This is a genomic window from Burkholderia stagnalis, assembly GCF_902830275.1.
Lineage (GTDB): Bacteria > Pseudomonadota > Gammaproteobacteria > Burkholderiales > Burkholderiaceae > Burkholderia > Burkholderia stagnalis.
The window spans coordinates 98,829-123,932 of sequence record NZ_CADESW010000021.1; the positions used below are offsets into that span (position 1 = coordinate 98,829).

Here is a 25,104-nt window from a genome sequence, read left to right on the forward strand (position 1 = left end):
GTCCGCGCATGCTCGATACCGGTAATACGGTCAAATCGGGAAGAACTTGACGCCTGGCGGCGCAATTAGCGCAAAAATTTCCGGGGAACGGGGAAAATTACGCAAGCCTTTCGATGCGCGCACAACGGCGCGGGCGGGCTCAGCGCAGCCGGTCGGCCAGTTCCAGGCAGGCCAGCACGATGCCGACGCACAGGAAAAACAGGTGCAGCGCGATCTTGAACGACACGCCCCACGACGGGTTGGTGCGCATGACGGTCTCCTTGGGTCGATATGCGGCCCATGATCCGGCAATGATCGCGCCCCGAAAATGCGGAAGCGGCGAAGCGGGCCTCAGGCAAAGCCTGAGCCCGCGTCCGCGGTTCCTGCTACCGTATCGCCGATACCCACGACACGCCCCCGCCATGCGCTTCGACCTGACCGACCTGCGGCTCTTCCTGCATACCTGCGAGGCGGGCAGCATCACCGGCGGCGCGGAACGCACGCACATCACGCTGCAGGCCGCGAGCGAGCGCATCCGCGGGATGGAGGACGAGCTCGGCGTGCCGCTGCTGCACCGGACCAAGTCGGGCACGCAGGTCACCGACGCGGGCCGCGCGCTCGAGCATCACGCGCGCACCGTGCTGCAGCAGATCGACCACATGCGCGGCGAGCTGCAGCAATACGGCCAGGGGCTGCGCGGCCACATCCGGCTGCTGTGCAACACCGCGTCGCTCAGCGAATACCTGCCCGACGCGCTCGCCGCGTACCTGCCGCATCATCCGAAGCTGTCGATCAGCGTCGAGGAGCGCTCGAGCCAGGAGATCGTGCATGCGATCCGCAACAAGACGGCGGACGTCGGCATCGTCGCCGATTCGGTCGGGCTCGGCGGGCTCGCGCAGATGCCGTTTCGCGAGGACTGGCTGATCGTCGTCGTGCCGGCCGGCCATCCGCTCGCCGCGCGCGACAAGGTCGCGTTCGACGAGATCGTCGATGCGGACTTCATCGGCCTCACCGACGGCAGCGCGCTGCAGGTACACCTCGCCGACCAGGCGCGGGCGCTCGGCAAGCGGATCCGCTATCGCGTGCAGTTGAAGAGCTTCGACGCGATCTGCCGCGTGATCGAGAGCGGCGTGGGGATCGGGATCGTGTCGCGGCACGCGGCAGCGCGCGCGATGCAGACGATGGACGTGACGATGGTCGAGCTGTCCGATGCATGGAGCCACCGGAAGCTGACACTGTGCGCGCGGTCGTTCGATGCGTTGCCGAAGTACACGCGGGAGTTCGTCGCGTTCCTGTCGGGCGCGGCCGCGCAGGGCTAGCCAGTCGGCGCAGCGGCGCGGGTTCAATGCAGCGCCGACGCCGCCATGTACGCGCCCAGCGCGATCAGCCCGACGAAGAAGCAGCGCCGGAACGCCCGCTCGCTCATCACTTTCCGTGCGGCCTGCCCGCCGAGCATCCCCGCGAGCGCCGGCACGAGTGCCAGCACGGACACGCCGAGATCGACCGCCTGCAGCGCGCCGGTCATCCGCAACTGCAGGCCGAGCGCGATCGTCGACGCGGTAAACGACAGCCCGAGCGCCTGGATCAGGTCGTCCTTCGACAGCCGCAGCGCCTGCAGGTACGGCACCGCCGGCACGACGAACACGCCGGTCGCGGCCGTGACGACGCCGGTCAGGTAGCCGACCACGGCCGACAGCCATCGCTCGTGACGCCCGGGCGCAGGCAGCCGTGCGGCCGCGAGCCCCCAGCCGCCATACGCGGCCAGCACGACGCCGAGCGCGGCGTGCGTCCATCCGTTGCCGGACGCAAGCGCCGGCAGGCCGCCCGTCAGCGTGCCGATCGTCAGCCCCGCGAGCAGCGGCCACAGCCGGCGCAGCAGCGGCCCGAACCACGGGCCGAGCCACAGTTGCCAGACATTGGTGACGAACGACGGCACGAGCAGCACGCTCGCCGCGGCCGACGGCGGCATCGCGAGCGTCAGCAGCCCCATTGCGATCGTCGGCAGTCCGAGGCCGATCATGCCTTTGACCGCACCGGCCAGCAGGAACACCAGCACGATGATCGTCGTCGTATCGAGTTGCATGAGCGCGCGTTCCGTTCGGGTGAATACGGCGCGATCGTGAACCGCCGGCCCGCCGCGCGCCATCTGGTTTTGCCTGAGGCTGGCTCGGGCTGGCGCGGCGGGGGCCGGGCGGCACGATGGGCGGCGCCCGGCGGCAGTGAGGCCGCCAGCCGACGGCTGCTCACCCCTTGTGAGCCGCCCCTCGCCCCTGCTCGCTGTCGAGGTGCGCCATCTGTGCGGCCGGATAACGGTCGCCGGCCACCGCCCCGGCGGGCACCGCCGCTTCGATGCGGGCGAGATCATCGACCGTTAGTTGCATCGCAAGCGCCGACAGCGCGTCCTGCAGTTGCGTGCGCTTGCGCGCGCCGATCAGCGGCACGATGTCGTCGCCGCGCGTCAGCGCCCACGCGATCGCGACCTGCGCCGGGTTGCTGCCCTTCTCGTCCGCGATCGCCCGCAGCGCTTCGACCAGCGCGAGGTTGTGCGTCAGGTTCTCGCCCTGGAAGCGCGGGCTTGCCGCGCGGAAATCGCGCCCCACTTCCCGCGCCGCCGTCCAGCGCCCGCTCAGCAGCCCGCGCGACAGCACCCCGTATGCGGTCACGCCGATGCCGAGTGCGCGGCAGGCCGGCAGGATCTCGGCCTCGATGTCCCGCGACAGCAGCGAATACTCGATCTGAAGATCGGCGATCGGCGCGACGGCCGCCGCGCGGCGCACGGTGTCCGCGCCGACCTCCGACAGCCCGATCTGCCGCACGTACCCGGCCTTCACGAGATCGGCGATCGCGCCGACGGTGTCCTCGATCGGCACCGCCGGATCGATCCGGGCCGGCCGGTAGATGTCGAGATAGTCGGTGCCGAGCCGCTTCAGCGAATACGCGACGAAATTCCGGATGGCCGCCGGCCGCGCGTCGTAGCCGACGAAGGTGCCCGCCGGATCGCGCAGCGCGCCGAACTTCACGCTGATCACGACCTGCTCGCGCGTCCTGCCGCGCAGCGCGTCGCGGATCAGCATCTCGTTGTCGCCCATCCCGTAGAAATCGCCGGTGTCGAGCAGCGTGATGCCGTGGTCGAGCGCCGCGTGCAGCGTCGCGATGCTCTCCGCGCGGTCGGCCGGCCCGTACAGGTCCGACATGCCCATGCAGCCGAGCCCGATGGCCGACACCCGCGGGCCCGAGCGGCCCAGTTGACGCAGTTCCATGTCCGTTTCCTCGAAGTGGTGAGTGGATGGACCGCATTCTGGCGAGATCCCGGCTGGTGATAAACGCGAAAGACTCCACCAAACCATTCGACGCTGATTAACAATGGAGGCTGTCCAATCCGCCCCACCCCCGCCTCGCATGGATCATCTGCACGCAATGCGCATCTTTGCGCGCGTCGCCCATCTGGGCAGCTTCACGAAAGCGGCCGAGCAGCTCCAGCTGCCGCGCCCGACGGTGAGCAACGCCGTCCAGTACCTCGAGAAACACCTGAAGATCCGCCTGCTGCAGCGCACGACGCGGCGCGTCGCGCTGACCGCCGAGGGCACGGCCTACTACGAGCGCTGCGTGCGGCTGCTCGCAGATCTCGATGACGCCGAGACCTTGTTCGAGGACGCCGGCGCGTCGCCGCGCGGCGTGATCCGCGTGGACCTGCCCGAGCGTTTCGCGCTGAACGAGGTGATCCCGGCGCTGCCGGCGTTCCATGCGCGCTACCCGGACCTGCGGGTGGTGATCAGCACGACCGATCGCTTCGTCGACCTGGTGGCCGACGGCATCGACTGCGCGGTGCGGGTCGGCGCGCTGTCGGACACGTCGCTCGTCGCGCGGCGCCTCGGCGAGCTGGCGCAGGTCAACTGCGCGTCGCCGGCGTATCTCGCGCGCCACGGCACGCCGCGCTCGCCCGACGACCTGCCAGAACACGTCGCGGTCGGCTATTTCTCGAGCCGCACGGGCCGCGAGCTCGACTGGGAATATGCGGACATGGATACCGGCGAGATGCACGCGGTGAAGATGCGCAGCATCGTGTCGGTCAACAGTTCGCAGGCGTACCTGGCCTGCTGCCTCGCCGGGCTCGGAATGATCCAGGCGCCGCGCGACAGCCTCGACGGGCCGCTCGCGGACGGCTCGCTCGTCGAGGTGCTGCCGGAATGGAATGCGGCGCCGCTGCCGGTGTCGGTGGTGTTTCCGCATGGCCGGCATCTTGCGCCGCGCGTGCGGATCTTCGTCGACTGGCTCGCGCAGACGATCGGGCGGACGCGCCCGCCCGGCTGACGGGCGTCGGCACGCCTGCGCCGGCGATCAGAACTTGTGGCGGATCGCCGCGCGCACCGCGAACTGGTTCGACGACGACGACGGGCCGTCGGTGCCGACTACGTAGCCGCCGTCGGCGGCCGTGCCGGTGCGGTCGCCGGCGACCTTCTGCCATGCGCCCTGCAGGTACACGTCGGTGCGCTTCGACAGGCTGTAGTCGGCCATCACGCCCACCGTGTGGTACTTCGGCTTGAACGAGCCGGCCGCGGCGTCGAACTTGCCGTCCGTGAAGACGTACTGCGCGCCGAGGAAGAAATCGGGCGTGAGCTGGTACTTGCCGTTGACCTCGAAGTTCTGGAACTTCGTCGCGGTCAGTCCGAGGCCCGAGAACGTCGACGCGGGCAGGTAGACGGTCGACACCGGATTCTTCACGTCGGTCTTCGTGTACACGAAGCCGACCGTCGCCGGGCCGAACGTGTAGTTGATGCCGCCGCCGAAGATGCGCAGGCGGTCGGCGACGAAGTTCGCGTCGTCGGCCGCGATCGCGCCCGCGTTGCCGATCCCGGGGCTGTTCGCCTGCAGGTAGGCCGCGGCGACCTGCAGGCCGGCCAGCGAATATTGCGCGCCGATGCTGTACTGGCGGTTGTTCGCGAAGCCGGTGCTGTTGCTGAAGCTGTACGTACCGCCGAGCGTCAGGCCGTTCCAGTCCGGGCTCGCATACTTCACCGTGTTGTTGACGCGGAACGAGTTGTCGGTGTTGTCGTTGTCGAACGGATGCGAGAACAGCGTGCCGCCCCAGTTGCCGTTCGCGGTCAGCGGCGCGAGATAGTCGACGAGCGCGTCGTACTGGCGGCCGAACGTCAGCGTGCCGAAGCGCGACTCCGACAGGCCGACGAACGCCTGCCGGCCGAACATGCGGCCGCCCTGGTTGAACCGGCCGTTGTTCACGTCGAAGCCGTTTTCGAGCACGAAAATCGCCTTCAGCCCGCCGCCCAGGTCCTCCGAGCCGCGCAGCCCCCAGCGGCTGCCCTGCGCATAGCCGCTCGCGAGCTGGTAGTTGGTCTTGCCGAGGCCGCCCACGTTGACGTTGTTCGTGTAGTTGAAGCCCTCGTCGATCAGGCCGTACAGCGTCACGCTGTTTTGCGCGAACACCGGTGCGGCGAAGGCGGCCAGCGCGGCGGCGGAAAGGACGTGCTTCTTCATGGCGAATCTCCAGAACCGGGAGTCGGGGCGCTCGTGCGGGGCGCCCGGTTGTTGGTCTTGTATGGCCCGATCGGCGGGCGGCGCGGGGTGGCACGCCGCGCAATGGTCAAAATGGTGTCACGACGCAATCCAAACGTCCATCGGGGCGCGGCACCCGCGCGCAAAGCGTTGCGCCCTTCCAACTGGCCCCATTGTCCCGGTTGCCGGGCGGGCCTTGCGGGCCGTGGCTGGCAGATATGCCATTCACGTAAACCCTGAACCGGCCACTTCGGTGGCACAATGCGCCTCCTGTCGACAATTCTTCACGAAGTCATGCCTGACCCCGATTCACGCGCGGTGCGTGCCGGCCGCGCGCGCGGCGCTCGCCGGGAGGCGCGCCGATGAGCCCCGCCCGGCCCGGCCGCTACGCCGAGCTCGATTTCTTCCGCGGCCTCGTGCTGCTCGTCATCGTCGTCGACCACATCGGCGGCAGCATCCTGTCCCGTGTCACGCTGCATGCGTACGCGCTGTGCGACGCCGCCGAAGTATTCGTGTTCCTCGGCGGCTTCGCGACCGCGATCGCGTACAACTCGCTCGCCGAGCGCCACGACGAGGCCGCCGCGCGCCAGCGCTTCATCCGCCGCGCGTTCGAGATCTACCGCGCGTTCCTCGTCACCGCGGGCCTGATGCTGCTGATCACCGCGGCGCTGAACGCGTTCGCGATCGACGGCCCGAACATGCCGACCAACGATCTCGACGGCCTGATCCACAAGCCGCTCGCCGCGCTGCGCGACATCCTGCTGTTCCGGCGCCAGCCGTACCTCGCGTCGGTGCTGCCGATGTACGCGTTCTTCGCGCTGCTCGTCCCGCTCGCGCTGCCGCTCGCGCGCAGCCAGCCGTGGCTGCTGCTCGCGTTCAGCGCGTCGCTGTGGTTCGCCGCGCCGCACGCCGCGCATTTCCTGCCGACCGTCGAGGGCGCGCCATGGGACTTCAATCCGTTCGCGTGGCAGCTGCTGTTCGTGCTCGGCGCGGTCTCGCGCTGCCAGCCCGTCTACCAGACGCTCGCGCCGAAGCCGCAGGGCTGGCTGCTGACCGCCGCGTCGCTCGCGATCGTCGCGGCGGGCGCGTACTACCGGCTGCGCATCGAGCCGTTCCCGACCGATCCGTCGATCAAGCAGAACCTCGGCGTGCTGCGGCTCGTGAACTTCCTCGCGATCGCGTGGCTCGCGGCCAAGCTCGTGCACCTCGGCTGGATGAAGAAGGTGGCGCACGCCATGCCGTGGATCGGCACGATCGGCCGCCAGGGCCTGCTGTGCTTCGTCGCCGGCACCGGCATCTCGCTCGCGGTGGATTCGCTGCTGTACCAGGCGACCGAAGGCTACCTCGACGTGCCGCTCGGGCTGGCCGCCGACGTCGGCGCGATGGGCCTGCTGTACCTCGTCGCCAAGCTCTACGCGCCGCTGATGTCGCGGCTGCCGTTCCGCACGCGGCGCTGAACCGCCGCGCGACCGTCATCCGCCGCTGCTACGATAGGCGACGATACTCCTCACCCCGCTCGACATGCGCCGATTTTCCTTCCTGCTTGCCGCCGCGCTGACCATCGGCTTCGCCGAATCCGCCGCATCCTCCCCGCCCGCCCAGCCGGCCCAGGTCGCCCCGATCAGCGACGACAGCAGCGTCGCGATGCGCACGTTCCGTTCGTCGTCGCTGCAGCGCGACTGGTCGTACACGGTCTACCTGCCGCCGCGCTACAACCCGGAAGGCGCGCGCTACCCGGTGCTGTACCTGCTGCACGGCAACGCAGGCAACGCGAACGACTGGATCACGCAGGGCCGCCTGCAGACCACCGCCGATACGCTGATCGAGCGGCACGACATCCCGCCGGTCGTCATCGTGATGCCGCAGGGTGGCACCGACTGGTACGTCGACCGCAAGGAACGGATGCAGAGCGCGTTCCTCAACGACCTGCTGCCGGACGTCGAGGCGCATTTCGCGGTGTCGAACCAGCGCGCGGGCCGCGCGATCGGCGGCGTGTCGATGGGCGGCTTCGGCGCGCTGCGCTTCGCGCTGCTCGAGCCGGGCCTGTTCTGCGGCGCGATGCTGCTGAGCCCCGCGATCTACGCGAACGAGCCGCCGCTCAATTCCGCGGCGCGCTACGTGGGCGTGTTCGGCGACAAGCAGTTCGACTCGCGTGTCTGGCATGAACTCAACTACCCGGCGCTGCTGCGCGGCTATTTCGCGCGGAGCTGGCGCGTGCCGATGTTCATCGCCGCCGGCGACGACGACCTGACGATCCAGGCCGAATCGAGCTTGCTGTATACGCAGCTGCGCCGCGCGCAGAACCCGGCCGAGCTGCGCATCGTCGACGGCGGCCACACGTGGGACGTGTGGCGCGGCATGATCGCGCCGGCGCTCAGGTATACGCTCGATTGCGTGAAGTAAGCCGCCCGGGCGCACTATTGCGCGCCCGGGCGGGTGGCGCGGGCCGGCCCGGCGAAGGGCCGGCCGCGTCATGCCGAAGCGTCCACGGCCGGACGCAACGGTTCGCCGAGCCGGGTCACACCGGATCGATCCGGTGCAGCGCCCGCTGGTACATCGGCCTGCGCACCTCCGCATAGAAGCCGATATTCGTGCGCAGCCGCGCGACGTCCTCATCCGTCAGGACGCGAACGACCTTGGCGGGCGCACCGAGGATCAGCGATCGCTCGGGAAACACCTTGCCCGCCGTGACGACCGCGCCCGCCCCGACCAGGCATTGACGGCCGATCACCGTGCCGTCGAGCACCACCGCCTGGATCCCGATCAGCGAGCCCTCGCCGATCGTGCATCCATGCAGCACGGCCTGGTGGCCGACCGTCACGTGTTCGGCAATCGTCAACGGGCACCCCGCGTCCGTATGCAGCACGGCCCCGTCCTGGATGTTGGTGCCCGCGCCGACGACGATCGGCTCGGTGTCGCCGCGCACGATCGCGCCGAACCAGACGCTCGAATCGGCGCCCAGCCGAACGTCGCCGACAATCGACGCCGTATCCGCGACGAACGCGCTCGCATGGATGGTGGGCACGCGCTCACCCAATCGATAGATAGCCATCGAATATTCGCTCCGTCATGCGCGTGTCGAATGCGACGTACGCGGCCTGGCGACCGGCAGGCCGAGCATGTCCCGCACCTCGGCGGCGGTTTGCACCGTGACGCCCCTGGCCAGCAGGTCTTCGCGCAGCATGCGCACCTGCTCCCAGGTGCCGCGCGCCTTGCGCACGCCGCCCGGAACCCGGTTGTCGAGCACGGTCAGGCCGTCTTCCAGCCCGATGCGCACGCCGTCCAGGCGCAACGCGTGCGCGAGATCGGCCAGTATCGCCTGCAGCGGCCCCGGCAACAGAAGCGAGACGAGCGATGACGGAAAGCCGTCGCGCAGCCGTGCGACCACCGGGCTCAGCTGTTCGACCGCGAGATCGATCGCGCGCTGCCGCGCCGGCGCGTCGCCGGCCGCCACGCAGCGGGCGATTTCCTGGCGGACGTCGGGCGCGATCAGCGAATCGTCCTCCACGTCCCCGCTGACCGGATCGCGACGGTACTGGTCGACGCCGGCCACCAGCATGAACAGCACGGGCCGGCCGGTCGCTTCGAGGAACGCGCGGTAAAGGGTGGTCGCGTTGTCGATGATCGTGTGATTGAAGACTTCCACCTCGGGGCGCGTGCCGACCCGCTGGAAATGCGCGAACTGCTCGGCCAGGAAATCCGGCGCGTTGTCGTAACCGCCGCCGCCCTGGAAAATCACCGCGGCCGGGCTCAGCGACGCAACTTCGGGCACCGCGGCCTCGCCGTAGGATTTCAGGTGAGCGCGCCGCAGCGTGCTGCGCGAGCCTTGACGATCGCCCCGCACGCTCGTCGACAGATTCAGGATCGCCGTCGTATCGACGTTCCGCACCGCCGGCACGATCGCGTCGTAGTGGTCCACGACGATCTGGTTGCGCTGCGTGCCGACCGTGACGGCGCCCAGCCCGGGGATCTCGAGCGACGTGCGGTCGCCGAGTTCACGCGTGTGCAGGTGCACGACCGCCGCGCCTTCCTGGATCGACCGGACGGTTTCGTCGACGATTGCATCCGGCGTGATCGGCAGGACCGGCGAGCGCCCCTTGCCTGCTTGCCAGTAGCCGGCGCCGCATGCACGCCAGCCGGATGTTTCGAGTTTCGCCAGCAGCGCCGGACAATCCTCGCGAATCGACTCGATCAGCGCAGGCGGCACATAGCTGTGCAGCTTCGCGTGATGCCAGACGAGATCGCCGCGCTCGTCGGCCACCCATCCATACGTCGTCAATTGCAGCACGATGCGCCTGACGAGCTCGACCGACGACAGCGCCGCCAGCCATTCGCGCGGAATGACGGCGCTGCCGGATGCCGACACCGGTGGCGGATGCCACGCCCGATCGCGGTGAGTCCACCCCATTTCCTCCAATGCATGGCGCGCGACAGGCGGGTTTGGTAGTTCTGCTAAAAAACGATCTGCAAGAGAAAAACCGTGTCCTGATTCGATCAACCATCCGCCGGCGGGAACGGCTTCCCAGCCGTCCGATCGCAAACGCGCGACGATTTTCTCGGCTTCGTCCGAGTCGAATAACGGGTGAATAAGACCGGACGGAATAAAGGTCGGTTCGAGCGGATCGAGCCATTTCGGGACAGCCCCGGTAGGAGCGGCCGTAATGTACATACGTGTCATGGGCAATCTTCCTGTTGGATGAGAAGAAATACATGAAGCAACGTTGCTTACGATCAGCTTATAGCAATTGAAATTTAATACAAGGCTTATGAAGGTAAATTGACTGGAATTTGAAAGAAACAATCAGATGATGTTGAAATGATTTGATTGATTATTCTTGAACCGCCGAAATTGTTTAAATCAATTGAAAACTCCGGCAATTTGCAGATGCGCTTGTATCGCAATCATCGCGAGAAAAAACATGCACCCGGAATGTTCATGCGTTTTTCGAGAGCCGCTGCCGGTTTCGATTCGAGATCGGGGCACGGTCTTCCGAGAGCGCGGAGCTGCCCGGTCACCGCCGGGCAGCATGCCGATGCCGCCAACTTAGGCCCCCGCTCCCCGAACGCCGCCGATCGATAGAAAAATATTCCACGAAAGGCCCAATTTCCAGCCAAGTTTGGATCCTTTTTCCTGGTCGGTCACCGTATCATTTCCTGCATTGCGAAGGGGCCAGTGAAGGATATGAGCGAGAACAACACATTGCATTACCTCGACTACGCAGCGACGACGCCGGCCGATCCGCGCGTGATCGAGTCGATGGTCGCCTGTCTCGGCGCGGACGGCGCGTTCGGCAACCCGGCGTCGAGTTCGCATGCCGCGGGCAGGCAGGCGCGGGCGAAGGTGGAACGGGCGCGCGCACAGGTTGCCGCGCTCATCGGCGCGGATGCGGACGAAATCGTCTGGACGTCGGGCGCGACCGAATCGAACAACCTGGCGCTCAAGGGCTATGCGGATGCCGCCGTCGAGAAGCGTCACCTGATTACGAGCCGCATCGAACACAAGGCCATTCTCGACACGATGGCCAGCCTGTCGAAGCAAGGCATGTCGGTCACCTGTCTCACGCCGACGTCCGACGGCGAAATCACGGCCGACGCCGTGGCCGCGGCGATCGGCCCGGACACCGGCCTCGTGTCGCTGATGCTCGTGAACAACGAGATCGGCACCCTCACGGACATCGGCGCGATCGCCCGGGTCGTGCACGCCGCCGGCGCCCTGCTCCACGTCGACGCGGCGCAGGCGCTCGGCAAGACCCCGATCGATGTGCGCGCGCTCGGCATCGACATGATGTCGATGTCGGCGCACAAGTTCTATGGGCCCAAAGGGATCGGCGCGCTGTTCGTGCGCCGGGACATCGCGGATCGAATCGCGCCGCAAATGCACGGTGGCGGACACGAGCGCGGCTTGCGTTCGGGCACGCTTGCGACCCACCAGATCGTCGGCATGGGCACCGCGTGCGAGCTGGCCGCCGAAGGACTCGAGACAGAAGCGGCGCGGATTGCCGTGCTCAGCACGCGGTTGAAGGACGGCGTGCTGGCGCTCGGCGACGTCACGCAGAACGCGGCCGCGGCGCGGCGCATCCCGCATACGTTGAGCCTGACCGTCACCGCACCGGGCTTCTTCCCGTTCATGCTGGGCGATGCGCTCGCCGTGTCGTCGACTTCGGCGTGCAACTCGGCCGCCGGCACGCCGTCCCACGTCCTCACGGCCATCGGGCTGGATGCGGAATCGGCGGGCCGCACCGTCCGGATCAGCGTCGGACGCTTCACGACGGAACAGGACATCGACTTCGCGATCGCCTGCTTCCGGCACGCGATCGAGCAGTGCCGGTCGAGCGCATCGAGCGGGTTGACGGCGTCGCGCCAGATCACGCCGGATGATTTGAAAGCGATTCGCAGCGCGGGCTTCCGCGCCGTGATCTGCAACCGGCCCGATGGCGAGAGCGCCGATCAGCCGGCGTTCGAGGAGATTGCAGCCGCGGCCCGTGAGCTTGGGCTCGACGCGCGATACCTCCCGGTCGAATCCGATCAGATCGGCGACGCGCAGGTCGATGCGTTCGGCGCGATGGTCGATGCGCTGCCGAAGCCGGTTCTTGCGTATTGCGGAAGCGGCAAGCGGGCCGGGATGCTGTGGAGTCGGCTGGTGGCGCGGCGGATGGCGTGATGGCGTGATGGCGCGGTGAGCCAGTTCAGACGAGCTTGAGACGGATATCGTAGGTCACGCGTGCTCCGCGACTGCCAGTCAATCAAACCCCAAAGAACGCCAACCCCGCGATCACGATGCCAATCGCGGCCGCGCCAATCGACAGGCCCTGCATCCATGACCGCCGCGTGAGGATCGTGATCGCCGCCAGTGCGATCGAGATCTGGAAGACGGTCGTCGCCTGCGACCATCGATGGTGTCGGTGCATCCGCTCCTCGCTCGCGGCGTTGTTCTTCTCGACTTCCTTTTCGAGCGCCTCGGCACGTGCCCGGATCGGCTCCTTGTCGGCGCGGTATCTCGCGGCATCCGTCTCGAACCGCTTTCGCTGCGGCGACGCCTCCGGGCTCAACGCCGCGCCGAGCTCGGCGAGGTTCTGCTTATTGCCCTTCGCCTGATAGTAGGCCCACTGGTTCGCAGCCTCGGTTTTCCGGATCGCGGCGTCATTCTTGTAGAGCAGCGCGAAGCTCTCGTCAGCACCGCTCTGATAGGCAGATATCGCGCCGAAGCAGGCAAGCACGGCCGTCAGCACCGCGATGCGCGACGTACCTTGATCGCCACCATGAGCCGCGTGATGTTCCACCGCATGGTCGTGAGGGCCATGAACTTCGAATTCTTCAGACATCCTTGGCATCCGCGTGATACGCGGTCTCTCGGGATAATGCGGCGATTATCCGGTAGTTGGGCGAAGTCGAGCAACGTCCGAACCACACGATCAGCTCAACATTCGACGCCCCAGGAAACGAACGCGCGTGCGTTACAGCAGCGGCCCCAATTTGCGCGCCGGCCGACGCGCGCTTCGACGCGTTCTCCTGCGCCTGCTCGTCGAGATTGAAGGTCGCGGGAATGAAGCGCTCACGCAGCCCGATCACCGTGTTCAGCACCTCCATCGCGGGGCACGACGAACACGGTCAACGCGCCAGTCTGCGGATCGGCGCGAAAATAGCTTTTCGCGATGCCGTCGAACGCATCGAAGTGCTGGTGCGGCAGGCTGACGAAGCCGACGTGGCGCGCGCGGAAATCCGCCAGCGCGTCCTCGCTCATTGCATCGATCCGCTGGAGCACGTTCGCGCCGATCGCACGAGGCAGGCGGACAGGTTTCTTCGTGACGCGGAAAGCGAATCGCCCGACGCCATGCGTCGGGTGAGGAAGAAGACCGCGGCGCGAAAGTCTCGATGACTTCGCCGGCGACCGTGCCGGTTCAGCGCGACTCGAACGACGGCGCGGCGCCCTCGTCGGACGATCCGTTCGCATGACGGATACAGCGCGTGACCACGTTGACCGCGCGTCCGAGCGGCATACCGACGAGCATGCCCCAGACCGCGAATGACAGAATCGCGAAGGTTCCGGTGGCGGCCCACGGCCGCGACGTGGCGATCGCGTCATGAATGAACGTCTCGGCAACGAAGGTCAGGAGCAGCGTGGCCAGCAGGCTCGCGTCACCGGGCAGACGCACGAGCATGCCTTCGGGCCCGGTCCTGAACTGCAGCCGCCAGCGGCGCGCGTGGAACCAGCCGCCCGTCGCGCCCAGCGCGAGCGCGGCCAGCGCGGCCGCGTAGGCATCGCCTCCCGCCTGCGGAAACAGGTGGCCGAGGCTCGACAGGCCGAGCCCGACGAACACGATCGGAAACAGGATCGGACGCACGGGCCGGACTTCGCGCGCGAAGCAGCGCGTCACGCCGATATAGGCGAGCCCGCAGAACAACACGTAGACGTAGGCCGGGAGATGTTGCATGGGGTACCTGATCGAGAGCGCCGCGCGCGGCGGATATGCCGACGACTATAGCGGCCGGAAAGTCCGCCTGCCGCGCTTTGCGACGAACGGTGGGAATTGGCCGATGAACGGCGCCTGCGTCCGGCGAATGTCCGTGCGGGGCCGCTTCGTCGTCGCGCCAGCCCACGCGCGCTGCTGCATTACAACAACCCGACGACGCGTCGCATCTACGCTGGCTGCGTGCGCGAATCGAGGCCGCCGCGCATGCGTCGCGGCCGCTCGCCAGTGGTGACGCTGCCGCGAATTACGTTACCATCGCCGCCATCCGCACTCGCTCGCAGCCATGCAAAGCAGGCTCCTCCCGTTCCTGTCGTCCGCGCCCCATGCCGGCCTAGTGCATCGAGGCCGATCGCTGCTGGGCCTCTTGGTTTTCAACTCCGGTGTCGGGCTGATGTTCTGGGCCACCCGCCGCAATGAGGTGCTGCTCCCGTATCTGGTCGTCGCGAACGGCATCGGTTTCAGCGCGACGCTGCTCAGTGTCGCCGCCGACAAGCTCGTGCGCGGCAAGCTGGCGCTGGTGCCGAAGATCCTGATCGTCGCGCCGGCCAGCGTGTTCATCGGTTTCGAGATCGCGGCCTCGACGATCGGGCACGTTCCGCACCTGATCGGACATGCGGGCGTCAAGGTATGGCTGGCCTACGGCTCGTCGTTCGTCGTCGCCGGTGCGGCCTGCGCATTTGTCTCGGTGTTCGTGCAGGCCGCGCGCATACGCGCGTCGCTCGAAACGCAGCGGCGCGAGGCCGCCGAGGCGCGCCAGGCCGAAACGGCCGCGCGGCTCGCGCTGCTGCAGGCCCAGATCGAGCCGCATTTCCTGTTCAACACACTGGCGAACGTGCAAAGCCTGATCGAGCGCGATCCGGCCCGCGCCACGACGATGCTCGACAGCCTGAACCGCTATCTGCGCGCGAGCCTGAGCCGCACGCGCGAGGCCGCCTCCACCCTGGAAGAAGAACTGGAACTGGTCGAGGCGCTGCTGAAAATCGCGACGATCCGGCTCGGCGAGGAACGCCTGCGCTATGCGATCGACGTGCCGGCCGCGCTGCGCGCCTTGCCGCTGTCGCCGCTCCTGCTGCAGCCCCTCGTCGAGAACGCGCTGCTGCACGGCATCGAGCCGTCGGTCGACGGCGGCGAGGTGCGCATTCGCGGCACGTGCGACAGCGACCTGCTCGTCCTGAGCGTGAGCGACACGGGCGTGGGACTCGGCAACGGCGGCACGAAGCTGCACGGCGGCGTGGGGCTCGCGAACGTTCGCGCGCGGATGATCAGTCTTTATGGCGAGCGCGGCCGCGTGTCGGTCGGCGCGAATGCCGACGCCATGCGGAGCGTGACCGCAACCTTGCAGATTCCGATCGCCTGATATGCCGACCGCCCTGATTGCCGACGACGAACCCAACCTGTCCGCGGAGCTTGCCGCGCGCCTCGCGCCGCTGTGGCCTGAGCTCGAGATCGTCGGGATGCCTCGCAACGGCGTGGACGCACTCGCCGAGCTGAATGCGAAGCGACCGGATTTCGCTTTCCTCGACATCCGGATGCCGGGTATCGACGGCCTGAAAATCGCGAGTCTCGTGCCGCACGTGCACGTCGTGTTCGTGACGTCCTACGACGAGTATGCGGTCCGGGCGTTCGACCAGTCGGCGATCGACTATTTGCTGAAACCGGTGACCGACGAACGCCTGCTGCGCTGCATCGTCAAGCTTCAGCGCGGCGGCCCGGCACCCGTCGACACCGCCCTGCTGGCGAACGCGCGCGAGCAGCGGGATGTCGCACCGATCCGCTGGCTGACCGTGGGCCTCAGGGACACGACGCGGCTCGTGTCGGTGGACGAGGTGCTGTACTTCCAGGCCACGGACAAATATACAGAGGTCGTGACCGCAGGCGAGCGGCACGTGATCCGCACGCCGCTCAAGGACATGCTGCAGCGGCTCGATCCCGAGCGCTTCGCGCAGGTGCATCGCGGCGTCATCGTCGCCTATGCGGCCATCGATCACATCGAACGCGATCTGCTCGGCCGGCTGCGTATCCATTTGCGCGGGAACAACGACGTCCTGCCCGTCAGCCGCGCGTGCGCGGGCCTCTTCAAGCAGATGTGACGCTCGGCGTCCCGTCTCAGCTCAGGTCACCCCCAAACCTATTGAAACCAGCCTGACTCAAGCTGGCCACGCGGGGATATGGGGAAAGCCAGCCCGGCACGCATGTCCGCCAGGCACGAGCCGCCGCGCGTGAGCAGCGCGAATGGTGCCTGCGCCTCCCGCATCTTTTCGACCATCCCCAAGGCACACGTCAACCGGGCACGACGCGCGCCAGCCATTCGCCCACGCTCTCCGCCACGTGCTCGCGCTCGGGACTGTCGTGCCACACGCGGATCACCTGCCCGATCCGGCCGCCCTCGTCCGGGTCGAGATCGATGCACAGATGATCGCCGCTGCCGTTGTGCGTGAGCGGTATCCATTTCAGGTTGTACCAGTCGCCGCGAATGCCCGGCTCCGGCTCGCCCTCACAGTCCGCCAAATCGCCGCGCGCAACCAGTTCGTGCCAGATGGACCACTGCGCGAGGATCTGCCGAGCGGACAGCAGCGTCTCGCCCGCAAACGGTTCGGTACGCCCGGCTTCCTGTCCGTCGTGCAACCGCAAGCTCTCGCGCCACGCCTCCGGCAACGCCACGCCCAGCCCCGCCTCGAGCGCGCGCAAATCCTCGTCGCTCGCCGGACCGCGGAACGGCTCCGGCGCATCGGCCGGCAGCGTGCGCCTCCATGCGTCTAGACGCGACCAGGCTGCCGCGATCGTGTCGTGCGGAGATGGTGCGGCGGCGCCTGGCGCATCCGCTCGCGTTGCATCAGAGGCGGCCGTGTGCGATGCGTCCACCGCTGAAGATCGAACCGCTTGCGTGTCCTCCACCGCGGCGCGCGCAGCCCGCACCGGCCGGCGCGACTGGTCGAGCCGCATGAACAGTACCGGCGAGCCCGCTGCCAGCGGCGTCGCGCCCGACTCGATCGCGACGAGCGCATCGGCTCCGGCGAGGGCGCCGAACGCATCGGCCCGCTCGCCCGCTTGCGGCGTCACGACCGGCTCGCCCGTCGCACCCGCCGCAAGCGTCGCCCAGCGGAGATCATTCAGCATCGGATCACGCGATGTCGGCGCGCCAAGTACACCCATCTCCCAGTACGGCCCCGGCACGTCGACAAATTCCAGCAGATCGATCAGCCGACGCAGGATCGTGTGCGCGAGGATCGCGACGTCGCCGGGATAGCCCGGCAGATTGACGAGCGTCGCCTGGTCGAAATAGGTGACGACGCGCGACCCGCGCGGCCGGCCCGCTGCATCGGTCAATTCGAACGTCCGGCGCTGCGCCGGCGAACGGTCCTCGCTGCGGCCGAAATTGAAGCGCGCGCCATGCACCTGCGGCAGCGTCACGCGCGCCTCGCCGACCGGAAACACCGGCAACCGGTTCAGCGCGGCATCCTGGTGCGGCGCCTCCGCCAGCACCCCGGTGCCGACCAGCAGGTCGTAGCGCTGCACGAGCTCGGCAAGCTGGCGGCGAAACGCCAGCTCGGCATCGCGGGACTCCAGCGGCGGCAAGGTCATGTCGGGCGGCGCGACGTATTCGAGCGACGCGTCGTAGCCCCACTGCTTCAGGAGCGCGCACAGATAGGGGCCGTTCGCGTCGGGACGCTGCCACGGCTGCCGCTCGCCGGCTGGCGGCACGAGGTCGTAGCTCGCGACGACCACGCACACGCGCGGCCGCCGGCTGACCTCGACGGTACGCACGCCTGCGGCGATCAGCAGCGCCTGCTGCTCCGCGCCAATGCGCTGCCCCTTGTCGAGCAGCAGCGCATCACATGCGTAATCCGCGCCACGCGCGATCACACCCTCCCCTTCGACCGGCGGCGCGTCAAGGTCGAGGCGCGCATGCTGCTGCCCGTCGGGCGCGCGATTGCGCGAGCGCGGCACCACGGTGTCCGCATGCGCCGGCAACGGCGCGAGCGCGGGCAGCCATTCGGCATCGCCCGCCGACAGCGTGCGCGCCGCCGGATCGCCGCCGCGATGAATCAGGACCGGATATTGCAGGCGCACATTCAGTGTCGCCGGCCGCGCGGGCGATGCGTGTGCAGCGTCACCCGCGCGCAGCGCATAGCCTTCGATCGCCGCGAGCGCAAGCCGCGGCAGCGCGTCGGGCGCGGTCACGGCCTGCGCGAGCACGCGTCCGCATGCGTGCTCGACCGGCACGGTCTCGACGCGCATGCCGCCCGGCACGGCGTCGGCGCAACGGCGATAGGCGTCGGCCAGCCATGCCGGCATCGGTAAAAGGTCGTTCGTCATCGTCATGTCAATACAGTACGGGCGCGCGCATCGTCGGCAAGCAGCCCGATGATGCGCGCGGTCGGTCAGATGCAGCGTCGCGAATCAGTGCCGCTTCGACGCGGGCGAAGCACCGCCCGGTTCGACGTCGACGTAGAACTCGTCGCCGTCAAGCACGCGCTGCGCGCGGAAAAAATCGCCGAGAAACGCGCCGGCGCGACGGTTGTCGCTAGGATCGATGCGCCTGACCGAGAACCTTCCGCTCGCCGCGCCCTGATGGGTTGCCGCGAACGGATACTCATCGCAATCGCAACCGCTCGGCGTTTCGTTGGAATCGCCGGTGAACGTGCATTGTCCGGTGACCTGGCCGTACTTCGCAATGCACTGTTCCTTGGACGTAGTGCGATTGCTGGCGCGCAGCGTTGCGTCGCGGGTGCGCGTGAGCGCCCGCGAGTCCGATCCCGGCAGGATCGTACCGTCGTCACGCGGCACGAAGTTGCCCGGCAGCCCTTGCGCCTGCGCCTCCTTGATGTGCTTCGCGGATTCGTCGACATCCGGGTTGTCGGTCTTGACCGAGCGCATCACCGCCGGCGCCTTCGAGTAGACGCATCCCTGCGTGCCGGATTTCGCGAAGTCGACGTCACAGCGCAAATCGGGCACGTAGCTCATGCCCGAATGCGAGGTCAAGCTCGAACCATTCTCGAACGAGTCGCCGGTCTTCACGATCCGGTACTCCACATACGGGCGCACATACAGCGGATTGCCCTCTTTCATGTTCGGCGTGATGGTGACGATCGTTTCGTTGGAGAGGCCACCCGGCATGAGGCCTACGCCGGCGCTCGGCGACACGGTGCACTGCGACCCGCACTCGATAACCGGCTTGATCTGCAGCCCGCCGCCATTGCCGGACAGGGTCGTCGTGCGGAACCGGAACCGGATCTGCCACGACAGCTGGTTGAGCGGATTGTCCGAATAGGTGTAGGCCTCGATGCGGACCCTGCCGGTTTCGCTGTTGTCGTCTCCAATCAGCACCCGGTCGAAGGCCTCTGACTTCTGGCAATGCGAACCGCGACTGAGCAGGGAGTTTTCGCTCGTGTCCTGGAATACGGACGTGCAAATGGGCGACACGTCGGGCGCGCCCCCCGCTTGCGCCGGAGACATGAATAATGGCCAGCATGCACTGACGATTATCAAGCTCTTTCCTATTACCCCTTTCATCCACCTTCTCCTTAACTTATTTATCTATTTCCGTTTAAAGGAGAATCGAAATTAGCACCGCGCCCAATGAAAGCAAACCGTCAACAATGACAGGAATGTAATAATTTCCAAGTAATCCATATCAATGCCCTATATCGCGGGCCAGGATGGCGTCGTTTCACCATTTCGCTTCAAGAATGGTACGGGTGACAAAAATGACGAGGGTCGCGTCGGGCCGAATGCGTATCACGCATCATTCTTTCACGAATACTGCAGTTAATGCACCAATCTAGGCGATTCTTTCTCTGTACGTTGCCCCAAGCATCAATCATTGTTAAATGCGAGGGCTTAGATACCTCCCCGTGCTGTTTTGGATAGAATCGCGCGAGCGACTCTGCGTCGCAATGGCTGACCGTCGCCGGTTTTGCTTCCTTGGCGGTCGAACCTGAGAGAGAAGGAAAACAAATGGCTGTTCCACCCGTCGATCCGACCAGATTGTCTGCGTCCACGCTTTACGAATCGATACATCGGGGCTTGATGCAGCATGAGCGCCTGCTCATGTTCCGCTCCCCGTTGGGGCCGCAGACACTGATTCCCGTACGAGCAAAGGGATGGTCCAGAGTCGGACGGGGCTATCGCTGGGTGGTGGACGTCGTATCGCTGCGTGACGATATCGATAACCTCGAACTGGAGCATCAGCCAGTCACGCTGTTTATCCAGCAGACATCAACGCCGTTCTCCGATTCCACCTATCGCCCGATTCACGGCTTCGTTCACAAATTCCATACGCTTGGGCAAGACGGAAATCTGACCGTTTATCAAGTCGAATTCGAGTCGGCGTTGTTCTTCCTTGGCAAGGCTAGCAAGAACGACCAATGGTTCAATAAAAGCGCGCGGGACATTCTCACTGAATTGCTCGACGCATATCCACAGCTGACCGGGCGAGTACGCTTCGTGCTGGCGGATGAACCACGCGTGCGACCGTATACGCGCCAAAGCGAAACAGATCTGAACTTCTTCCATCGTGTTCTCGAGGATGAAGGATGGTACTTCTATTTCGAGCATGCGCCAGTCCAGTATGACGACGACCCGCGCGTGTCGACGCTCGTGATAGTGGACCGGCTTTCCGCCTTGCCCGATGCGAAGCCGATCGAATTCTGCAACGGCACAGTGTCCGACGAGGTAGACGGCTTCACGCAATGGGCGGTGACGCAGACTGCGCAAAGTCTGGCCTATGCAACAACCTCCTTCAACTACAAGAATCCGCAACACAATTATTCCGTGCGTAGTGATCTCGGTGATAGCGCAATCACCTACACAACGGAAGAACGACGGCAGCATGTGAAGCACGACGTGCCGTATGCGCCAATGATCGTGCGCGAAGCGTTGTCGTACGCCTATCCGACTTCGGACGACGGGCAACGGCGCGCATCCACTCGCACCCAGGCGTGGACTGCCGCCGCCCGCCGATACCTCGGTGTGGGAGGTGTACGGTGGTTCGATGCGGGATCGCGCTTCACGCTCGAGCATCACACGCGGCATATGACGGTCGATCCGAACCTTCGGGAGTTCATGGTCGTCGAGGTTGAGTGGTTCATTGAGAACAATGTGCCGCTGTCCAACCACGCAGCGACCTATCCGCTGAGTTTGCAGAGCACATTGTCCGAGTTGCGCCGAAAGCACGGCAGTCAGTTCAGCTCGCGGGCCAATCCCGTCGACGGCATGGGCGGCGTCTACTGGGTCGAAGTGGAAGCGCAGCGGACCAACATCGAGTACCGCAGTCCATTCGAGCACAAGAAGCCGCTGATGCATGCCGAGCACGCGCTCGTGAGCGGTCCGGATAACGAGGAAGCATGGGCCGACGAGCGCAATCGTATTTTCGTTACCTATCCATGGGACCTGCGTAGCGGAACAGAGGCCATGCCGACATCACCGCCGCTGCTTGTGATGCAGGCCGACACTGGATATGGGTATGGTGGCGTTCATGTGCCGCGCAAAGACGAATGGGTGCTGGTTGACTACTTCCAGGGTGATTGCGATCGGCCGTATGTGCTCGGGCGCCTACCGTCGCAAACGACGCCGCCCCAGTGGCATACCAACGTCCTGCTATCGGGTCTCATGTCCAATGGCTTCGGTAAGAGCGGCGCTTACAACGCGTTCGTGCATGACGATTCGACACATCAAGGGGCTACGCGACTGACCACCTTCACAGGTAAGGTCGGGAACAGCTACAGCCTATATCATCAAGGTATCCTGATCGACCACGCTGGTAATAGCAACGCTCGCGGCCGATACCTCGGAAAAGGCGCTTTGCTGCATACCGACGACTATCTCGGCATGCGGGCGAATCGCGGTGCATACATCGGGACGCATCCGAAGGCGCACAACGATGATCAGCTCGACGTCAAGGAAGCACAAGGCCAATTGAGCGCGGCCGAAAGGATCGTTGAGGCGCTGTCGAACGTCGGTGTTCAGCACCGCGCTGACAGCCTGAAAGACAGCCAGGATTCGCTCAAGCAGTTCACGGACGCTACCCTGCAGTCGGAGACGCCAGATGCGGGAGGCGGTCGTACGGCAGGCGGCGGCACTGGCAGCGCGAATGCATTCAAGAAGGCGATTCTGCTGCTCGCCAGCCCATTCGGCATTGGTACATCGACGCAAGACGCGCTGCACATGACGGCAGACCGTCATATCAACTTGGTCAGCGGCCTGAACACACACATTGGATCGGCGGGGGCGTTCTTCGTCAATGCAGCCAAGGCAATCGGGATGTTCTCGCAATCTGCGATCAGGTTGTTCACCAAGGGACCAGTCGAGATCCAGTCCCATGACGCAAATGTCGAGGTGATCGCCAAAGCAGTTCTTAAGCTACTAGCGCAAGGCGACGTCGAGATCGCGGCAGGTGGAAAACTGGTGCTCACTGCGGGGGGAGCATCGATCACGCTTGAAGGCGGCAATATCCGCGGGCATGCTCCCGGGACCGTGGAGTTCAAGGGGGCGCAGCATTCGTTCAGTGGGCCGGTCAGCATGCGCTATTCGATCCCGCCGCTTCCTGTGAGTACGTTGCCGCAAAACCTTACCCACGAATATACGCAGACGTTCGACGTATCATCGGTCATCGCAAATCTCGGTGTCGGGGAAGCACTCCAAGCGCAGACATATCGCATTTATCTGCCTGACGGAACGCTGCAGCAACAGGGCGGGCTACTCGAGGGGGAAACGGCGACTGTTCACACGCCTACGTCGATGAAAGTGAAGTGTGAGATCGGTGGCGGAGACTGGCACACGATTGAAGATGCTTACGATCATGAACAAGAAGACGACGACACGAGCGAACACCCGGTCGATGAGCAACAAGAAACGTGACCGATTCAACTTCAGACATCAGCGAAATCGATAGGGAAAATTAAGTGTCGAACGCACAACCCACCGCATCCGTGGTAGTGACCGTAGTCTTCCGCGACGTCCTTCGAAAACCCATCGAGGGCCTGTTTGTGCAGCTGAAGGCCGGCAAAAGCGCGCCACCGGCTCCGGCATGGAAAACCGGCCCGGACCCGGCCGCCGCCCAAGAGGCGCCCCCCGCAAAGAACGATGCGCCAACAGCGACGCCCGCATCAGGTGCCACGGCTGCTCCACCTGCAGCAGCATCCAGCTCGGCGGCCCCGCCTGCTCAAACGCCATCGGATAGCAAAGCCGAACCGGCCGCTCCGCCCTCGCCTCCCATTTCGGACAACAAGACCGAATCGACCACCGATAAGGACGGCTTTGCGGTAACGATAACAAATGCGGCTCGCAACCAACCGATCGATGTGTTCGTCAAGAATCGTCGTGGGGAGTACACCTGGAAAGCCCAGATTGTCCCGAAGAAGGATATGAGTGCGTTCACCATTGTCAGTCCCGAATATCATCTCGAGGCCACCACACAGCTCACTCCCAAGGAGGAGTTCGAGCAGAACCTCAATCTTCCGGTTGTGAAGGAGGGGGAGGTTATGACGATTGAGAGACTGGCACGGGAATTTGGTCCGTACATCGCGTGGACCCAAAAGGTCACGGAGCAAGGCCGCGTAACGAAAGATACGCCCAAAAAGAAGAAAGAAGTTACCGTTGATCCAAAGTCCCACAAGAAGAAAACTACGATTACGATTGAGCACCATTACAAAGTAGTGGATACCGGCAAACCACACACCGTCTCGTTCAGCGTTTTTGGCTCACGACTGAATTACCCGAGCCCGGAATTCTTTTCTGATACCCAGTATCAGCATATGGCGAGCGAGCTTAACGTAGAAGTTGCTGCTATTAAGGCGCTTGTTCAGCAGGAGTCCCAAGGCCATCCATTTTTGGATAATGGCCTCCCTCCAATACTTTACGAGCGACGGCACTTCTTTGACCTTTCCGTCAAGAAGCGCGAGAAAGAAGCCGAGAAAAAAGAGGCAGAGAAGAAGGCAGCAGAAGCGAAGGACGCAAAGTCCACCGGCAAGACCCAAAAGAAGGCACCCCCACACAAAAAGGGACCACCGGTAAATCCGTATCCAAGCCATCCCGACCTCTGTTGGCCAAACGGGGACGAATATGGCGGCGGCAATCTCCATCAATACGAGAAACTACTTCGTGCCGCGGAGCTTGACTTTGAAGTAGCTATAATGTCATGCTCCTGGGGAGGATTTCAAATCTTGGGTGAATATTATTCATCCTGCGGATGTACGACACCTTTTGAGTTTGCCGATCGATTTATGTCTGGAACGGATGGGCAGATGGAAATTTTTATCGCATTCATGAAAAACATGAAGCGTGCGGGCGTTGATGGATTGAGGGATCACAACTGGGAGCAGGTTGCCACCTCATATAACGGTGGCGGCTGGCGCAAGAAGAATCCTGACTATGCCAACAATCTCAAAAAATTCTATGAACAATTCAAGTAAATTTATCGCGTTTTGTCTACTCACCTTTTTTTCGATCCGATTTGCTGCAGCCGGCGAAGCGATTATATTCGACAAGCCAGGCTTGATTGGATTTCGCGATGGCAAAACCATTTCAGGGCTTTATGATTCACGAAATGCAAAATTTTCGTGCAGTTTCCTATTCATAGAGGACAGCACCAGCTCCAAAACCGCGAACGTTGGTGACTATAGCGACACGCCGCTACTTACTTTTGTTCTGGGCGAGGACTCCCCAGAGTTTTCGAATAGAAACAAGACATTCGACATCAAGGCAGATTTATATCGCCGCGACAATGAATGGACGATACAGACCAAGTCCGCTCAGGCCGGGTGCGAAAATGCAACGGGAACATTCATCTTTGACCTCAAAGACTTTCGAGCAGTAACCTACTATGTGACCGAGGAAGTACCAGCCATCGGCATCCGCATCGTAAAGAGCAAAGCGCCCCTCTTCGTTAATCATGACGGGAATTTTGTTGCCAAAAAATCGTATCTTGTAGATGGAGACGGTGTAGTCGTGCTGAAAACTCAAGGCGATTTTTCGTATGTTCGTTACGTCGGTACTGGGCCGAAGTTCGAGGGGCGCGTGACCTTTGGCTGGGTACATACAAGGGATTTGGTTGACCCGTTTCCTCGGGCGACAAAATAAGAACAGTAGCGCTCTGGATCGCGATCCGAAGGCTCGCATGTGAAACGGCGACGCGCGGTGTAGG

General features: G+C 64.8%; 21 protein-coding genes. 10 read left to right on the top strand and 11 right to left on the bottom strand.

Going from position 1 to position 25,104, the window contains the following annotated elements:
* The first annotated feature begins 401 nt into the window (after positions 1-401).
* Positions 402-1,298, top strand: coding sequence for a LysR substrate-binding domain-containing protein (locus HWY45_RS28890; RefSeq protein WP_059565627.1), 897 nt, complete (start codon positions 402-404; stop codon positions 1,296-1,298).
* Positions 1,299-1,321: 23 nt separating this feature from the next.
* On the opposite strand, the gene HWY45_RS28895 is transcribed toward HWY45_RS28890, so the two are convergent.
* Positions 1,322-2,062 carry a sulfite exporter TauE/SafE family protein gene (locus tag HWY45_RS28895; protein WP_059883877.1) on the bottom strand — a complete coding sequence of 247 codons (741 nt, stop codon included), beginning with the start codon at positions 2,060-2,062 and terminating at the stop codon, positions 1,322-1,324.
* A gap of 160 nt (positions 2,063-2,222) precedes the next feature.
* Entirely contained in the window at positions 2,223-3,239 is a 1,017-nt protein-coding gene (locus tag HWY45_RS28900; protein WP_059810229.1) for an aldo/keto reductase, read from the bottom strand.
* Positions 3,240-3,378: 139 nt separating this feature from the next.
* Here HWY45_RS28900 and HWY45_RS28905 point away from each other — a divergent pair, with 139 nt between their 5' ends.
* Positions 3,379-4,290 (top strand): LysR family transcriptional regulator, encoded by a 912-nt coding sequence (locus tag HWY45_RS28905; RefSeq protein ID WP_059565624.1) that lies wholly within the window; start codon positions 3,379-3,381, stop codon positions 4,288-4,290.
* A gap of 27 nt (positions 4,291-4,317) precedes the next feature.
* Here HWY45_RS28905 and HWY45_RS28910 read toward each other — a convergent pair whose 3' ends face one another.
* The gene (locus HWY45_RS28910) at positions 4,318-5,472 is read right to left on the bottom strand and encodes a porin (RefSeq protein ID WP_059565623.1); all 1,155 of its coding nucleotides are present in this window, start codon (positions 5,470-5,472) and stop codon (positions 4,318-4,320) included.
* Between the two features lie 380 nt (positions 5,473-5,852).
* Here HWY45_RS28910 and HWY45_RS28915 point away from each other — a divergent pair, with 380 nt between their 5' ends.
* Together HWY45_RS28915 and HWY45_RS28920 are read left to right on the top strand one after the other, a co-directional pair.
* Positions 5,853-6,947 carry an OpgC domain-containing protein gene (locus tag HWY45_RS28915; protein WP_059883829.1) on the top strand — a complete coding sequence of 365 codons (1,095 nt, stop codon included), beginning with the start codon at positions 5,853-5,855 and terminating at the stop codon, positions 6,945-6,947.
* Positions 6,948-7,011: 64 nt separating this feature from the next.
* The gene (locus HWY45_RS28920; protein ID WP_059883828.1) at positions 7,012-7,893 is read left to right on the top strand and encodes an alpha/beta hydrolase; all 882 of its coding nucleotides are present in this window, start codon (positions 7,012-7,014) and stop codon (positions 7,891-7,893) included.
* Positions 7,894-8,008: 115 nt separating this feature from the next.
* Here the strand turns inward: HWY45_RS28920 and HWY45_RS28925 are convergent, their stop codons facing one another.
* Both HWY45_RS28925 and HWY45_RS28930 read right to left on the bottom strand, forming a co-directional pair.
* Entirely contained in the window at positions 8,009-8,542 is a 534-nt protein-coding gene (locus HWY45_RS28925; protein WP_059883827.1) for a gamma carbonic anhydrase family protein, read from the bottom strand.
* A gap of 15 nt (positions 8,543-8,557) precedes the next feature.
* Positions 8,558-10,291 (bottom strand): 3-keto-5-aminohexanoate cleavage protein, encoded by a 1,734-nt coding sequence (locus tag HWY45_RS28930; RefSeq protein ID WP_230946961.1) that lies wholly within the window; start codon positions 10,289-10,291, stop codon positions 8,558-8,560.
* Positions 10,292-10,672: 381 nt separating this feature from the next.
* On the opposite strand from HWY45_RS28930, the gene HWY45_RS28935 reads away from it, so the two are divergent.
* Positions 10,673-12,151, top strand: a complete 1,479-nt coding sequence (locus HWY45_RS28935; protein WP_059883825.1) for an aminotransferase class V-fold PLP-dependent enzyme — start codon at positions 10,673-10,675, stop codon at positions 12,149-12,151.
* An 82-nt stretch (positions 12,152-12,233) separates the two neighbouring features.
* Here the strand turns inward: HWY45_RS28935 and HWY45_RS28940 are convergent, their stop codons facing one another.
* The 4 genes from HWY45_RS28940 to HWY45_RS28955 all read right to left on the bottom strand — a co-directional run bounded on the left by HWY45_RS28940 (position 12,234) and on the right by HWY45_RS28955 (position 13,922).
* A complete protein-coding gene (locus tag HWY45_RS28940; RefSeq protein WP_059883824.1) occupies positions 12,234-12,812 on the bottom strand; it encodes a DUF4337 domain-containing protein in 579 nt (192 codons plus the stop codon).
* Positions 12,805-13,077, bottom strand: coding sequence for a hypothetical protein (locus HWY45_RS28945; RefSeq protein WP_081059789.1), 273 nt, complete (start codon positions 13,075-13,077; stop codon positions 12,805-12,807). Before HWY45_RS28945 ends, HWY45_RS28940 begins: the two co-directional genes overlap by 8 nt.
* Positions 13,043-13,231 (bottom strand): hypothetical protein, encoded by a 189-nt coding sequence (locus HWY45_RS28950; protein WP_059883822.1) that lies wholly within the window; start codon positions 13,229-13,231, stop codon positions 13,043-13,045. Before HWY45_RS28950 ends, HWY45_RS28945 begins: the two co-directional genes overlap by 35 nt.
* A 157-nt stretch (positions 13,232-13,388) precedes the next feature.
* On the bottom strand, positions 13,389-13,922 hold the full coding sequence (locus HWY45_RS28955) for a hypothetical protein (RefSeq protein WP_059883821.1): 534 nt from the start codon (positions 13,920-13,922) through the stop codon (positions 13,389-13,391).
* Between the two features lie 322 nt (positions 13,923-14,244).
* On the opposite strand from HWY45_RS28955, the gene HWY45_RS28960 reads away from it, so the two are divergent.
* Positions 14,245-15,318, top strand: a complete 1,074-nt coding sequence (locus HWY45_RS28960; RefSeq protein WP_059883820.1) for a sensor histidine kinase — start codon at positions 14,245-14,247, stop codon at positions 15,316-15,318.
* Position 15,319: 1 nt separating this feature from the next.
* Complete coding sequence (locus HWY45_RS28965) at positions 15,320-16,051, top strand: LytR/AlgR family response regulator transcription factor (protein WP_059883819.1); 732 nt, start codon at positions 15,320-15,322, stop codon at positions 16,049-16,051.
* 190 nt (positions 16,052-16,241) lie between these two features.
* On the opposite strand, the gene HWY45_RS28970 is transcribed toward HWY45_RS28965, so the two are convergent.
* Positions 16,242-18,278 (bottom strand): SMI1/KNR4 family protein, encoded by a 2,037-nt coding sequence (locus HWY45_RS28970; protein ID WP_170304034.1) that lies wholly within the window; start codon positions 18,276-18,278, stop codon positions 16,242-16,244.
* An 84-nt stretch (positions 18,279-18,362) separates the two neighbouring features.
* Positions 18,363-19,418 (bottom strand): NucA/NucB deoxyribonuclease domain-containing protein, encoded by a 1,056-nt coding sequence (locus HWY45_RS28975; protein WP_059883817.1) that lies wholly within the window; start codon positions 19,416-19,418, stop codon positions 18,363-18,365.
* Between the two features lie 501 nt (positions 19,419-19,919).
* Here HWY45_RS28975 and HWY45_RS28980 point away from each other — a divergent pair.
* The 3 genes from HWY45_RS28980 to HWY45_RS28990 are packed head-to-tail and all read left to right on the top strand — an operon-like array spanning position 19,920 to position 25,040.
* The gene (locus HWY45_RS28980; RefSeq protein WP_081059788.1) at positions 19,920-22,820 is read left to right on the top strand and encodes a type VI secretion system Vgr family protein; all 2,901 of its coding nucleotides are present in this window, start codon (positions 19,920-19,922) and stop codon (positions 22,818-22,820) included.
* A gap of 44 nt (positions 22,821-22,864) precedes the next feature.
* Positions 22,865-24,373, top strand: a complete 1,509-nt coding sequence (locus HWY45_RS28985) for an N-acetylmuramidase family protein (RefSeq protein ID WP_170304035.1) — start codon at positions 22,865-22,867, stop codon at positions 24,371-24,373.
* On the top strand, positions 24,357-25,040 hold the full coding sequence (locus tag HWY45_RS28990; protein ID WP_124596984.1) for a hypothetical protein: 684 nt from the start codon (positions 24,357-24,359) through the stop codon (positions 25,038-25,040). Before HWY45_RS28985 ends, HWY45_RS28990 begins: the two co-directional genes overlap by 17 nt.
* Positions 25,041-25,104: the final 64 nt, after the last annotated feature.

What these genes read in the sequence shown, in the direction of transcription:
- HWY45_RS28890 (WP_059565627.1), top strand. Translation starts at nt 402, where the DNA reads ATGCGCTTCGACCTGACCGACCTGCGGCTCTTCCTGCATACCTGCGAG.
- HWY45_RS28895 (WP_059883877.1), bottom strand. Translation starts at nt 2,062, where the DNA reads ATGCAACTCGATACGACGACGATCATCGTGCTGGTGTTCCTGCTGGCC.
- HWY45_RS28900 (WP_059810229.1), bottom strand. Translation starts at nt 3,239, where the DNA reads ATGGAACTGCGTCAACTGGGCCGCTCGGGCCCGCGGGTGTCGGCCATC.
- HWY45_RS28905 (WP_059565624.1), top strand. Translation starts at nt 3,379, where the DNA reads ATGGATCATCTGCACGCAATGCGCATCTTTGCGCGCGTCGCCCATCTG.
- HWY45_RS28910 (WP_059565623.1), bottom strand. Translation starts at nt 5,472, where the DNA reads ATGAAGAAGCACGTCCTTTCCGCCGCCGCGCTGGCCGCCTTCGCCGCA.
- HWY45_RS28915 (WP_059883829.1), top strand. Translation starts at nt 5,853, where the DNA reads ATGAGCCCCGCCCGGCCCGGCCGCTACGCCGAGCTCGATTTCTTCCGC.
- HWY45_RS28920 (WP_059883828.1), top strand. Translation starts at nt 7,012, where the DNA reads ATGCGCCGATTTTCCTTCCTGCTTGCCGCCGCGCTGACCATCGGCTTC.
- HWY45_RS28925 (WP_059883827.1), bottom strand. Translation starts at nt 8,542, where the DNA reads ATGGCTATCTATCGATTGGGTGAGCGCGTGCCCACCATCCATGCGAGC.
- HWY45_RS28935 (WP_059883825.1), top strand. Translation starts at nt 10,673, where the DNA reads ATGAGCGAGAACAACACATTGCATTACCTCGACTACGCAGCGACGACG.
- HWY45_RS28940 (WP_059883824.1), bottom strand. Translation starts at nt 12,812, where the DNA reads ATGTCTGAAGAATTCGAAGTTCATGGCCCTCACGACCATGCGGTGGAA.
- HWY45_RS28945 (WP_081059789.1), bottom strand. Translation starts at nt 13,077, where the DNA reads ATGGAGGTGCTGAACACGGTGATCGGGCTGCGTGAGCGCTTCATTCCC.
- HWY45_RS28950 (WP_059883822.1), bottom strand. Translation starts at nt 13,231, where the DNA reads ATGAGCGAGGACGCGCTGGCGGATTTCCGCGCGCGCCACGTCGGCTTC.
- HWY45_RS28955 (WP_059883821.1), bottom strand. Translation starts at nt 13,922, where the DNA reads ATGCAACATCTCCCGGCCTACGTCTACGTGTTGTTCTGCGGGCTCGCC.
- HWY45_RS28960 (WP_059883820.1), top strand. Translation starts at nt 14,245, where the DNA reads ATGCAAAGCAGGCTCCTCCCGTTCCTGTCGTCCGCGCCCCATGCCGGC.
- HWY45_RS28965 (WP_059883819.1), top strand. Translation starts at nt 15,320, where the DNA reads ATGCCGACCGCCCTGATTGCCGACGACGAACCCAACCTGTCCGCGGAG.
- HWY45_RS28970 (WP_170304034.1), bottom strand. Translation starts at nt 18,278, where the DNA reads ATGACGAACGACCTTTTACCGATGCCGGCATGGCTGGCCGACGCCTAT.
- HWY45_RS28975 (WP_059883817.1), bottom strand. Translation starts at nt 19,418, where the DNA reads ATGTCTCCGGCGCAAGCGGGGGGCGCGCCCGACGTGTCGCCCATTTGC.
- HWY45_RS28980 (WP_081059788.1), top strand. Translation starts at nt 19,920, where the DNA reads ATGGCTGTTCCACCCGTCGATCCGACCAGATTGTCTGCGTCCACGCTT.
- HWY45_RS28990 (WP_124596984.1), top strand. Translation starts at nt 24,357, where the DNA reads ATGAACAATTCAAGTAAATTTATCGCGTTTTGTCTACTCACCTTTTTT.